Origin of the sequence: Dyella sp. AtDHG13 (assembly GCF_003201105.1) — a bacterium.
GTDB lineage: Bacteria > Pseudomonadota > Gammaproteobacteria > Xanthomonadales > Rhodanobacteraceae > Dyella > Dyella jiangningensis_B.
Genome location: NZ_QICJ01000024.1, coordinates 1 through 11,872 on the forward strand (window position 1 = coordinate 1; position 11,872 = coordinate 11,872).

The window sequence follows — 11,872 nt, forward strand, 5'->3', positions numbered from 1 at the left end:
GCAGCTCCACCGGCGGCCACATCACCCTGCAACGCGAACGCCGCCAATGGCGCGTCAACGTGTCCTGGCTCACCGGCGCGGTGAGCGTGGCGGATGCGAGTGCGAAGCGATGAGGCGCATGCGCGGGTTCAGTCTGCTGGAAGTGATTGCGGCGACGCTGCTGCTGGCCATCGCCTTCGCCGCGTTGCTGAAGGTGGCGGGTGGGTCGATCCAGCTCACGCGCAACGCCGACGATCACAGCCAGGCCGCGCTGTGGGCGCGTTCGCTGCTGGACACGGTGGACATCACCACGCCGTTGCAGCCCGGCCATACGGAAGGTCGCTTCGACGCCAACTATCGCTGGCGGCTGGCGGTGACGCCGTGGAGTGCCGCGCCGGCCGGGCAGAACGTGCCGATGCGCGTGATGAAGCTCGACCTGGACGTGATCTGGGGGCCGCGCCTGCACGAGCGTTCCGCGCACTTCAGCACCTTGCGCGTGCTCGGGCCCGTGAAGGCGTCATGAGCGGCAACGCACGCCAGCGCGCGTCGGGTTTCACCTTGCTCGAAGTGCTGGGTGCGCTGGCCTTGTTCGCCATCCTGCTGGTGGGCGTGTATTCGGGCGTGCGCACGGCCACGCACGCGGTGCGCTCGGGCGAGGCGTCGATCGAACGGGTGGACCAGGTGCGCTCGGCCCAGCAGTTCCTGCGTCGCGAGCTGGCGCAGGCGCGCGCGGTGCCGCTGGCGCGCACCGACAAGGGCGACCCGATCTTCTTCAAGGGCGATGCGCACGAGCTGCGTTTCGTCGCGCCCTTGCCGGGCTACCTGGGCCGGCTCGGCCCGCAGCTGCAGCAGCTGAAGCTGGTTTCCAACGGCGATGGCACTTCGCGGCTGGAAGCGAGTTTCGCGCTGATGCCGCCGGACGGTACCGCACCCAAGGCGCTGGGCGATCCGGAAGTACTGGTCGACCACGTGCGCGACGGCAGCTTCAGCTACCGCGCGCCCGACACCGCCGAACGCGCGGGCGATTGGCGCGGCGCCTGGGACGACGTGCGCGCCATGCCGCGCGTCGTGCGCATTGCGCTGCAACTGGACGGCACCACCGCATGGCCGGAACTCGACGCGCCGCTGCGCGTGGATGCGGCGGCGGTACAGGGCCAGCCGGCCGACCTGCTGCAGGGCCTGCAGCGCAGGACCGTGCAATGAGCAACGCGGCGCATCGACAACGTGGCGTGGCCCTGCTCGTGGTGCTGTGGGCGTGCACGCTGCTGGCCATCCTGGTCGGCGGTTACGCGGTGCTTGCGCGCACCGAGGGCTTGCAGGCGCGTTACCAGTTCGCGCAGACGCAGGCCCACTACGCCGCCGAAGCCGGCCTGATGCGCGCCATCTATGCCCTGCAGGATCCCCAAGCGGATCAGCGCTGGATTCCGGACGGGCGCAGCTATCCGTTCGCCTTCGATGGCGCCAAGGTCAGCATCAGCGTGATCAGCGAAACCGGCAAGGTCGATCTCAATGCCGCCTCGCCCGACGTGCTGCAGAACCTGTTCCGCGCGGCGGGCATGTCCGACATGGATGCGCAATCACTGACGCGCAATATCGTCGACTGGCGAAGTTTTTCCTATTCACCACCGGGCACGGTGCCCAACGCCGCCTACGCCAATGCCGGCCTGGACTATGGTCCCCGGCATGGGCCGTTCGGCACCGTGGAGGAGTTGCAGATGGTGCTGGGCATGAATCCGAAGGTGTACCAGGCGGTGGCGTCGCAGGTCACGCTGTGGTCGGGGCGTCCCACGCCCGATCCGAACCTGGCGCCGCCACTGGCCCTGGCCGCGGTGCCCGGCATGACGCCGGCGCAGGCGCAGGCCATCGCCGCGTCCCGTACGGGCGCGCCGCAGCAGCCGGGCCTAGGCGCGATGCAGGGAGTGACGCATAGTATTCGTTCGGAGGCCACGCTGGCTGACGGTACGCGCGCGATCCTGCGTGCGACGGTGCGTTTACAGGGCATACGCCCGGGCGCCTTGCCGTACACCGTGCTGCGTTGGCAGGAGGGAGAGGGCGAATGAGTACGGCACAGCCACAGCCGTTGCAGCTGCAGCTCGACCGCGCGCGTCGCGCATGGCGCGGCTCGCCGTTGCCGCGCTTCTTTGCGTGGTGGGGCGGCGAACTGCGCGCGCTGCTGCCGGCGCGCTGGCGCGAGCGTTTCGGCGGCGGCGCGGCCTGGTATCTGCTGCAGCTGGATGGCGACGACTGGACCTTGCGCAAGGCCGGCAGCACGCAGGTGCTGGCGCGCTGGAGCAGCCAGCTCGATGCGACGGGCCAGCAGGTGGCGCTTACCGACGCCTTGCGCGGCGTGGACGCCGAAGATCTGCGCCTGGCCCTGTGCCTGGACGGCACGAACGTGCTGCGCCCGCGCCTCAACCTGCCCTTGGCCGCGCGCGACAACCTCGCGCAGATCGGCGCCTTCGAGATGGATCGCCAGACGCCGTTCCGCGTCGAACAGGTGCGCTACGACGTGCGCGAAGTACGCGCGCCCGCACCGGCCGGCCGCTTCGCGGCGGAGCTGGTGGTGGTGCCGCGCCATGCGCTGGATCCGGTGCTGGCCAAACTGGCCGCATCCGGTTTGCAGGTGGATGCGGTGGACGTGGCCGCCGGCGCCGATCGCCTGGGCGCGAACCTGCTGCCGGCCGAACTCGCGCCGCGCCGCAAGCATCCGCGGCAGCGCCTGAACCTGGCGCTGGGCGTGGCCGCCATCGTGCTGCTGCTGCTCTCCTTGCTGCAGTTCCTGCACAACCGCGAGAGCGCGCTGGAGCAGATGCGCACCGACGTGGAAGGCATGCGCGCCGACGCGCAGCAGGTCGCCGGACTGCGGCAACAACTGCAGGACAATGCCGGCGCCGCGGGTTTCCTGGCCGAACGCAAGCAGCGCACCGTGTCGGCGCTGGCGGTGCTGCAGGACATCAGCCAGCGGCTGCCGACCACGGCATGGCTGGAACGCCTGAGCATCGACAACAGCGGGCAGGTCGGCTTCCAGGGCCAGAGCCCGCAGGCGGCGCGCCTGGTGGATGCGCTGAAGGGCTCCACTGTCATCACGGATGCGAACTTCCAGGGCACCATCCAGGTCGACCCGGCCACCGGCAAGGAACGCTTCTACATGGTCGCGCAGCTGCGCAAGCCCAGCGAGGCAAAGCCCAAGGCGGCACCCGCGGCGGCGGGGAGCGCGCCATGAAGATGACCGCGCTCAAGCCGCGCGAAAGCCGCATCGCGGCGATCCTGCTGTTGCTGGCGGTGATCGTCGTGGCGTATTTCGCCCTGCTGCACTGGTGGTTCGTGGCACCGCTGCAGGCCATTCATGCCGAGATGGACGACCTGCGCGACACGCATGCGCGCTACGCCGCCGCCATCGCCGAGAAGCCGCAGCTGCAGCAGCGCATCGCGGCGATGGGCGCGGGGCAGGCGGCCAGCCATGCGTTTCTGCCGGAGGACGATCCCAATGCGGCGGCCGCGGGCCTGATGCAGCGCGTGGTCGATGCGGTGGCCGCGCATCCGCAGGGCGGTGCGTGCGACGTCACGCAGAAGATGCCGGTGACCAACCCGCCGGCCGCGCCGGACGAGCCGTACCGCAAGGTGGCGGTGAGCATCAGCCTGCGCTGCGATGTGCAGCCGCTGGCGGAGACCCTGCACGATCTGGAACAAGGCACGCCGTATCTGTTCGTGGACGACCTGAGCATCTACCGCAACCCGGTGGCGGCGTTGCAGCAGGCCACCGCGCCGCTGGAAGTGCAGTTCACCCTATCCGGCTACGTGCGCCAGCCGCGCGCGAGCGGCGACGACGCGCAAGGCGGTGCGCCATGAACGCCGCCGCCCAACGACGCCTGACCCCCTTGCTCGGCGGCGTGGCCGCGCTGTTCGGCGTGCTGCTGCTGGTGCTGCTCGCCGGCGTGGGTCGCGGCGTATCCTGGGGCCCGCCGCGGCCGGCGACGCCGCTGCCGCCGGCGCACGACCAGGGCCTGCCGCCGCCGGTGCCGCTGGCGCAATTCTCGGCCGTGTGGACGCAGCCGCTGTTCAACAACGACCGCAAGCCCACCGTGCACGCTGCGGCCGGCGGCGCCAGCCTGGGCGACATGTCGCTCACCGGCATCATCCTCACGCCGCCGCTGCACATGGCGCTGTTGCGCAACAAGAGCGGCGAGCACGAAGTGCGCGTGCGCGAAGGCGACACGCTGCCCGACGGCAGCTGGCGACTGGTCGAGCTCAAGCCGCGCGCGGCCGTGTTCGAATCGGGCAGTGGCCGCACCGAGCTGGAGCTGCCGGCCGGCGCGCCCATCGACGTGCCCAAGCCCGACGGCAACCCGGCACCGACGCCACCGCCCGCACAGGGCGGCGTGGCCGTGGCGCCGGCGCCGCAGAACGGGCCCATGATCCAGGCGAATCCGGCCAACGTGCCCAACCCCGCCTTGCAATCCCCCAACGGCTCGGACACGCAGGCCGACCGTATCCGCCAGTTGCGGGAAGCCATCCAGAAGCGCCGCGCCCAACAGCAGGCCGCGACACCCGAGGGAGCCCACTAATCCATGTCCATCCAGCGCACCTCGCGGCTCAGCCGCCTCAGTACGCTTACCCTGGCCCTGTGGCTGGCCGGCTGCCAGTCGCTGCCGCCCGCGCACGACGACGGCGCGCTGCAGCGCGAGGCGATGGCCGGCACCGAAAAGCCGGTGCCCGCGCCGCTGAACACGCGCAACGCGCCGGCCGAGCCGGCGGCCGTCACGCCCAAGCCGCAGGTCACCGAAGGCAACGGCCAGTTCGTGCGCGCCACCGGCCTGGCGCAGCCGCGCAAGGCCGCCAGCGGCGATGGCGCGGTGACCTTCAACTTCGAGAACCAGCCGGTGCAGGCCGTGGTGAAGGCCATCCTCGGCGACCTGCTCAAGCAGAACTACACCATCGTGCCGGGCGTGCAGGGCAACGTGTCCTTCTCCACCTCCGAACCGGTGGACAGCAGCCAGGCCATTCCCATCCTGGAAACGCTGCTGTCGTGGACCAACAACGCGCTGGTGATGCGCGACGGCCAATACGTGGTGATGCCGGCCAAGGACGCCGTGGCCGGCAACCTGGTGCCCAGCCTCAACGCCGTGGCGCCGCAAGGCGGCCTGCAGGCGAGGCTGTTCCCGCTGCGCTACATCTCCGCCACCGAGATGCAGAAGCTGCTCAAGCCGTTCGCGCGCAGCGACTCCGTGCTGCTGGCCGACCCGTCGCGCAACCTCATCGTGCTGTCCGGCACGCCCTCGGAACTGGACAACTACCAGCGCACCATCCACACCTTCGACGTGGACTGGCTGCGTGGCATGTCCGTGGGCGTGTTCAGCCTGCAACACGCCAATGTCGGTGAACTCGGCCCGCAGCTCGACCAGATGTTCGGGCCCAAGGGCGACACGCCGCTGGCCGGCATGGTGCGCTTCCTGCCGATCGAACGCACCAACGCCATCGTGGTGATCAGCAGCCAGCCGCAGTACCTGCAGGAAGTGGGCGACTGGATCACCAAGATCGACCGCGGCGGCGGCAACGAACCGGAGCTGTTCGTCTACGACGTGCGCAACATCAAGGCATCGGACCTCGCCCAATACCTGGCGCAGATCTACACCAACGGCGGCAGCGGCGGTGGCGGCAACGCCGGCAAGGTCGGCCCGGGCCTCAACGGCGCCACGCTGGGCGCCAGCGACAATGCCAACGGCAACGCCAGCGGCATGGGCAGCACGGCCGGCAGCTTCGGCAGCCCCAGCGTCAACGGCGTGGGCGGCGGCTTCGGCAACGCGGGCGGCTTCGGCACGGGCGGCACCTCCAGCGGCCTGGGCGGCACCGGCACCACCGGTACCGGCAACAGCTTCGGCAGCAACGGCACATCGGGTGGCGCTGCTGGTGGCCTGTCCTCCTTCGGCAGCAACAACGCCGGCGGCAACGGCAACCAGAACCAGCAATACGTCTCCGAAGACGGCTCCATCCGCATCAGCTCGGTGGATTCCAACAACCAGCTGCTGGTGCGCGCGCGGCCCTCGCAGTGGGCGGAGATCGAGCAGGCAGTGAAGCGGCTGGACAACGTACCGCTGCAGGTGCAGATCGAGATGCGCATTCTCGAGGTGGACCTCACCGGCCAGCTCGAATTTGGCGTGCAGTGGTACCTGCAAGGACTCGCCAACAGCGTGCCCCAGGTCGATGGCAACGGCAACATCACCGGCGCCACCAGCGCGTATCCCGGTGCGCATCGCCAGATCTCGCTGGGCTCCGGCGGCAACCAGTACGGCGGCGAGCCGTTCTTCTATTCTTTCCTGAGCAGCAACGGCAAATTCCAGGTCGCCATTCGAGCGCTGGAAACCAACGGCAACACCAAGACGCTGTCCGCGCCCTCGCTCGTGGTGCTCAACAACCAGGTCGCGCACATCCAGGTCGGCGACCAGATCCCGATCAACCAGACGTCCATCGTCACCGGCCTCAACACCACCGGCTCCACCGCCAGCAGTGTCAGCTACATTCCGACGGGCGTGATCCTGGACGTGCAGCCGCGCGTGAATCCCGGCGGCCTCGTCTACCTCAACGTGCAGCAGCAGGTGAGCGGCACCACCGGCAACGCCAACTCGCAAGGCAACTTCACCATCCAGCAGCGCGCCGTCGGCACGCAGATCGCCGTGCAGAGCGGACAGACGGTGCTGCTGGGCGGTTTGATCCAGCAGCAGGAAGACAACACCGACACCGGCATCCCCGGCCTGAATCGCGTGCCAATCATCGGCCGCCTGTTCGGCACCACCAACCACAGCCGCAACCGCACCGAACTGATCGTGCTGATCACGCCGCGCGTGATCACCAGCAGCGAGGAAGCCAAGCAGGTGACGGACGAGTATCAGCGCAAGTTCGAGTCGCTGGCGCCGTTGCGGGCGAAGGGGGCGGATGGCGCGGGTGCCAGTGGCGGTGGGGCGGCGTCGCATCCGTAAGCTGCCGGTTGTCTCCCTCTCCCCTGCGGGGAGAGGGTTGGGGTGAGGGGCGGGTGCTCGCCTCAGCGTTTCATTCTTTAGCCGTCATCCCGGCGTAGGCCGGACAAGCGCGAAGCGCGCAGAACGCCCGTAGGGGCGAGCGAAGCGAGTCATCGCTTTGCGCTGGGTTGTCGCGTGGAGTTCGGTCGGCACTTTTTAGCGCTGCCGCAACCTTGCCGCCTACGCGGCGAGCGTTCCGACCTCCTGCCGGAGGCCGGGTCACTTTCTCTTGCTTGCCCAAGAGAAAGTAACCAAAGAGAAGGGCCCCCCGGAATCGGCGCCTATCGGGCTGAAGCCCGATAGGTACGCGGACGGGTTGCGGGGTTTGTCGACAGGGCATCCTGCCCTGACGACAAACTGGCTCGCATCCTTGCGAGCCACCCTGCGGGCTATTCCTCCACCCGCCTGCCGCCTCATACGGGGACCCGGAAGATCAAGAGCACGAGCCGTCGAGGCAGGCGCGGAGCGCCTGTCCTAGGCTTGTTCAAAATCTCCGGAGCGACCCCGGTTCCCTCACCGTCATCCCCGCGAAAGCGGGGATCCAGTGTCTTTGAGCCTTCTCGCAGCGAATAAAGTCGCTGGATCCCCGCTTTCGCGGGGATGACGGTGAGGCGAAATGTGCATACACGCGAGATTTGAATCGGCTCCAAAGGCAGGAGTGAGGTGCCGTGTTGGAACGTGCTGAGGAAGCTGAGCAGCGCGCTACGGGAATGGCTTGCCGCAAGGCGGCGAGTTCTCCAAAACGGTCGGGAAGCGTAGCGTCCTCTTTACCCAACCTCTGCGGTCGGGAAGCGTAGCGCATGCTGCTTTAAGCCCTCTGCGCCACGGCGCGTTGCGAAGCGCTCCTAAGTATCCGCTGTGTAGCGGCGAAGGTTGCCAAGTCACAACGTACCTCGCGCGTTCGGGCTTATCCCTTCGTAATGCTACGGGCGTTGGCTCTGAAGGCCATTTTCTTTGGGTTACTTTTCTTTTGGGCCAGCAAAAGAAAAGTGACTCGAGCGTCGGCAGACGATCGAAACGCCCGCCGCGTAGGCGGCCAGGTCGAGGGAACGCACGGAGGCGCCCATCACCGCAACGCGACAACCAAAAGCAAAGTCACTGGATGACCAGCCCTTAGGCTGTTGAAAAGCGCCTCCTGCCCTTGCCCCCTTTTGTTGGGTTCGCAGGAATGACGGGCGAAACACTGAGGCAGTGAGGTGAGCGCCAAACCCACCACCACCAAAAAGCGGGAATGCCCGCATAAAGTTGGCCATGCCCCAACCCATTCCCCAGCGGGAAAGAGGAAACCACGCTGAACCCCGTCACCACCGACACCCCCAATCCCCGCCCGCTATCATCCACACGATGAGCACGCCCACATCCTTCCCCATCACCCCTCTGCTACCCGAGATCAGCGCCTCTCTCGCTGCACTCCCGCGCCTGGTGCTCGAAGCCCCGCCGGGCGCGGGCAAGACCACCCAGGTTCCGTTGGCGTTGCTCGACCAGGCGTGGCTAGCGGGTGCGAAGATCCTGATGCTGGAACCGCGCCGCATCGCTGCGCGTGCCGCCGCGCAGTTCATGGCGAAGCAGTTGGGGGAGGAAGTCGGCCAGTCCGTCGGTTATCGCATTCGCTTCGAGTCGAAGGTGGGTGCAGCCACGCGCATCGAAGTGGTGACGGAAGGCATTCTTACCCGATTGATCCAGGACGATCCGGAACTCACCGGTATCGGCGCGATCCTGTTCGACGAATTCCACGAGCGCCATCTCGCCGGCGATCTGGGCGCGGCGCTGGCGCTGGATGTGCAGGGTACGCTGCGGCAGGAGCTGCGCATCGTGGTGATGTCGGCCACGCTCGATGGCGAGCGCATCGCGCAGTGGCTGGATGCGCCGCGCATCAGCAGTCCGGGGCGCAGTTTTCCGGTGCGCATCGAGTATCCCGCGGCGCGTGCGCAGGAAACGACGGAGCACCATCTGGCGCGTGTGGTGCGACAGGCGCTGGATGAAAACGGAGGCGACGTGCTCGCCTTCCTGCCGGGACGACGCGAGATTGCGCGCACACAGGCCATGCTCGAAGCCTCGCTGGACGAGAACATCGACATCGTGGCGCTGCATGGTGAGCTCTCCATGGCGGAGCAGCAGGCGGCCTTGAGTCCGGCGGAGCCCGGCACGCGCCGCGTTGTGCTGGCTACCAACGTGGCCGAGTCCAGCGTCACGCTGCCGGGCATTCGCGCCGTGGTGGACAGCGGCCTGGCGCGCGAGCCGCGCTTCGATCCCAACTCGGGTTTTACGCGGCTGGAAACGGTGAACATCTCGCAGGCATCGGCGGATCAGCGCGCCGGTCGCGCGGGCCGCGTGACGGAGGGCACGGCGTATCGCTTGTGGCCGCAGAGCAAGCGGTTGGATGTATCGCGCACGGCAGAAATCGCGCAGGCGGAACTGTCGGGCCTTGCCTTGGAGCTTGCCGCGTGGGGCGTCACCGCGGGCAGAGGCAATGACCTGCCGTGGCTGGATGCGCCGCCTTCCGGTGCACTGGCGCAGGCGCGCGAGCTGCTGGTGCAGCTTGGTGCGCTGACGGCCGATGGACGTATCACCGCGCTGGGACGCGAGATGCTGGAACTCGGTGCCACGCCACGCCTGGGGGCGGCGGCGCTGCGCGCGGAGCCCGAGCTGCGTGCCCTGGTCGCGGACCTGCTCGCCCTGATGGAAGCGCGCTCGCCGTTGCGTGGCGAGCAGGCGCGCACCGACGATTTCCGCGCACGCGTGAGCGCGCTGCACGTATGGCGCGATCGCCACACTGCCGGTGCGCGCGGCGGCGCGGATGGCGGTGCGCTGGCGGCGATCGAGCAGGCCAGTAAGGGCTGGCGCCGTCGGCTGGATGTCCGCTCCGCGGCGAGCGGCGTGCCCGACAGTCATGCCGTCGGCGATCTGCTGTTGCACGCCTTTCCCGATCGCGTGGCCCGACGCGATGACAACAATCCGCTGCGCTACACGCTTGCCAATGGCCGCGGCGCGCGGCTGCACGAAAGCACGGCGCTGCACGGCGAACCGTGGCTGGTGGCGCTGGATGTGCGGTTCGATGCGCGCGATAGCCTGATTCTTGCCGCGGCACCCATCGATCCGCGCGTGCTGGAACGCGACTATCCCGCCCAGTTCAAGCGCGAACGCGCCCTGCGTTGGAACGATGAGCGCAATGCAGTGGAAGCCTTCGACGAACATCGTTTCGGCGGCATCGTACTGGAGCGCCGCAGCGTGCCGGTGAAAGCGGAAGACGCGCTGCCGGCCTTGCTGGCAGCGGTTCGCGCCAAGGGCATCGATGTCCTGCCGTGGAGCGAGAACGCGCGCCGACTGCGCGCGCGCATGCAGGCCTTGCGCGGCTGGATGCCGGAACTCGGGCTGCCCGATGTCTCCGACGCCGCCCTGCTGGCATCGATGGAAAACTGGCTGGCGCCGTATCTGGACGGCAAGCGCCGGCTGGACGCGCTGAGCGCGGAGGAACTCTCGCAGGCGCTGGGTTCGCTGTTCGACTACGAACAACGCCGCCAGCTCGATGCGCAGGTGCCGGAAAGCCTCACCGTGCCCAGCGGCATGTCGCGACGGCTGGAATACGCCGAAGGCGAACCGCCCGTGCTGGCGGTGAAACTGCAGGAACTGTTTGGCCTGGCCGATACGCCGCGCGTCGCCAACGGGCGCGTGCCGGTGACGCTGCACCTGCTTTCGCCCGCGGGTCGACCCATCCAGGTGACGCAGGACCTCAAGGGTTTCTGGGAGCGCACCTATCCCGAGGTGAAGAAGGAACTGAAGGGACGCTACCCGCGCCATCCGTGGCCGGATGATCCGTGGACGGCGGTGCCCACGCATCGCGCCAAGCCGCGTGGCACGTAAGTGAAAAAAGACCGCCGACCTTGCGGTGCGGCGGCCCCAGGGGAAGGTGTGTGGTGGTGCTTGGGCATTCGTTCGCATGCTCAAGCAACCCCATGAGGCTTGTGCCCCCTCACCGTCATCCCCGCGAAGGCAGGGATCCAGTGACTTTGAAGCGCACGGCTAGAACGAAAGACGCTGGATGACTCGCTTCGCTCGCCCTACGGGCCGCCCTGCGGGCGTTCTACGCGCTTCGCGCTTGTCCCGCCTTCGCGGGGATGACGGTGAGGGGGATGGAGCGACAGGATGGTTGAATGTCCACGCCTGGGTTGCCGAAGCCTCAGCGCCCAATATCCCGCAACCGCTTCCCACCCATCAGATTGCGCTCGATCTGCTCCAGCGTCACGCCCTTGGTTTCCGGCGCCAACCAGTACGTGAGCACGATGAACACCGCATTGAGCGCGGCGTAGAGCCAGAACGTGTTGGCGTTACCGATGCCGTTGAGCAGGGTGAGGAAGGTGATGCCGACCATGAGCGCATCGGCGCCGGCGGCCAGCGCGGCAAACGCCTCGGTAGGCGTGGCGACGCCGGGCACGCAGTACAGTCCCGCCTGTTTGGCGGCGCCGATCACGTGGACGTCGCCGCCCGCGGGCAATTGGCGAACGCCGTGCCCAAGCGCGCGCTTTTCCAGCACGCGACTCTCGCCGTCATAGCGGTACGCACGCAGGTGCGTGCTGCCCCAGTCGAGCCCGATAAGGCCGGTGCTCACGTGCTCGCCTTCCGGCGGCCGCCGCGGGCACGCGTGCGCTGCAGGTTTTCGTGCGAGTCGGCGACCATCGCGAGCATGGTCTTGCGCGCCGCTTCCGGCTGCTGGCGCTTGATCGCCTCGAATACCTTGTGGTGATAAGGCAGCGAATAGCGGAAATCGGTGGCGCTGCGCGCGGACAGGGTGAAGAACGTGCCCAGCGCGGTCTCGATCACCGAGAACAGCGACTGCATCAGTTCGTTGCCGGTGGCCTGCAGCACGGCGTCGTGGAAGGCGA

10 protein-coding genes and 1 pseudogene are annotated in these 11,872 nt (G+C 68.2%); 9 read left to right on the plus strand and 2 right to left on the minus strand.

Annotated features, from left to right (window positions below; genetic code table 11):
• The 9 genes and pseudogenes from BDW41_RS22665 to hrpB form a co-directional block, all read left to right on the plus strand.
• A pseudogene (locus BDW41_RS22665) lies at positions 1-113 on the plus strand (type II secretion system protein GspH); the annotation flags it as partial.
• A gap of 5 nt (positions 114-118) precedes the next feature.
• Positions 119-502, plus strand: a complete 384-nt coding sequence (locus BDW41_RS22670; protein WP_233497005.1) for a prepilin-type N-terminal cleavage/methylation domain-containing protein — start codon at positions 119-121, stop codon at positions 500-502.
• A complete protein-coding gene (locus BDW41_RS22675) occupies positions 499-1,182 on the plus strand; it encodes a prepilin-type N-terminal cleavage/methylation domain-containing protein (protein WP_074552325.1) in 684 nt (227 codons plus the stop codon). The genes BDW41_RS22670 and BDW41_RS22675 overlap by 4 nt, the downstream gene beginning before the upstream one ends.
• On the plus strand, positions 1,179-2,039 hold the full coding sequence (locus tag BDW41_RS22680) for a type II secretion system protein GspK (protein ID WP_074552326.1): 861 nt from the start codon (positions 1,179-1,181) through the stop codon (positions 2,037-2,039). Before BDW41_RS22675 ends, BDW41_RS22680 begins: the two co-directional genes overlap by 4 nt.
• Complete coding sequence (locus BDW41_RS22685; RefSeq protein WP_074552327.1) at positions 2,036-3,202, plus strand: PilN domain-containing protein; 1,167 nt, start codon at positions 2,036-2,038, stop codon at positions 3,200-3,202. The genes BDW41_RS22680 and BDW41_RS22685 overlap by 4 nt, the downstream gene beginning before the upstream one ends.
• Positions 3,199-3,828, plus strand: coding sequence for a type II secretion system protein GspM (gspM, locus tag BDW41_RS22690; protein WP_074552328.1), 630 nt, complete (start codon positions 3,199-3,201; stop codon positions 3,826-3,828). The genes BDW41_RS22685 and gspM overlap by 4 nt, the downstream gene beginning before the upstream one ends.
• Positions 3,825-4,544: a hypothetical protein gene (locus tag BDW41_RS22695; protein ID WP_074552329.1), complete on the plus strand. Its 720-nt coding sequence runs from the start codon at positions 3,825-3,827 to the stop codon at positions 4,542-4,544. Before gspM ends, BDW41_RS22695 begins: the two co-directional genes overlap by 4 nt.
• 3 nt (positions 4,545-4,547) lie before the next feature.
• Complete coding sequence (gene gspD, locus BDW41_RS22700; protein ID WP_074552330.1) at positions 4,548-6,953, plus strand: type II secretion system secretin GspD; 2,406 nt, start codon at positions 4,548-4,550, stop codon at positions 6,951-6,953.
• A gap of 1,383 nt (positions 6,954-8,336) precedes the next feature.
• A complete protein-coding gene (gene hrpB, locus BDW41_RS22705; RefSeq protein WP_074552331.1) occupies positions 8,337-10,853 on the plus strand; it encodes an ATP-dependent helicase HrpB in 2,517 nt (838 codons plus the stop codon).
• A gap of 316 nt (positions 10,854-11,169) precedes the next feature.
• On the opposite strand, the gene BDW41_RS22710 is transcribed toward hrpB, so the two are convergent.
• Positions 11,170-11,598 carry an MFS transporter gene (locus tag BDW41_RS22710; RefSeq protein WP_304529205.1) on the minus strand — a complete coding sequence of 143 codons (429 nt, stop codon included), beginning with the start codon at positions 11,596-11,598 and terminating at the stop codon, positions 11,170-11,172.
• Positions 11,595-11,872 (minus strand): FCD domain-containing protein (locus tag BDW41_RS22715; RefSeq protein ID WP_146217409.1); only part of this gene is annotated, 278 nt, incomplete at its 5' end. The genes BDW41_RS22715 and BDW41_RS22710, both read right to left, overlap by 4 nt.

Bases quoted from the DNA above. Each gene is read 5' to 3' on its own strand.
- BDW41_RS22685 (WP_074552327.1), top strand. From the start codon at position 2,036: ATGAGTACGGCACAGCCACAGCCGTTGCAGCTGCAGCTCGACCGCGCG.
- BDW41_RS22695 (WP_074552329.1), top strand. From the start codon at position 3,825: ATGAACGCCGCCGCCCAACGACGCCTGACCCCCTTGCTCGGCGGCGTG.
- gspD (WP_074552330.1), top strand. From the start codon at position 4,548: ATGTCCATCCAGCGCACCTCGCGGCTCAGCCGCCTCAGTACGCTTACC.
- hrpB (WP_074552331.1), top strand. From the start codon at position 8,337: ATGAGCACGCCCACATCCTTCCCCATCACCCCTCTGCTACCCGAGATC.
- BDW41_RS22670 (WP_233497005.1), top strand. From the start codon at position 119: ATGCGCGGGTTCAGTCTGCTGGAAGTGATTGCGGCGACGCTGCTGCTG.
- BDW41_RS22675 (WP_074552325.1), top strand. From the start codon at position 499: ATGAGCGGCAACGCACGCCAGCGCGCGTCGGGTTTCACCTTGCTCGAA.
- gspM (WP_074552328.1), top strand. From the start codon at position 3,199: ATGAAGATGACCGCGCTCAAGCCGCGCGAAAGCCGCATCGCGGCGATC.
- BDW41_RS22680 (WP_074552326.1), top strand. From the start codon at position 1,179: ATGAGCAACGCGGCGCATCGACAACGTGGCGTGGCCCTGCTCGTGGTG.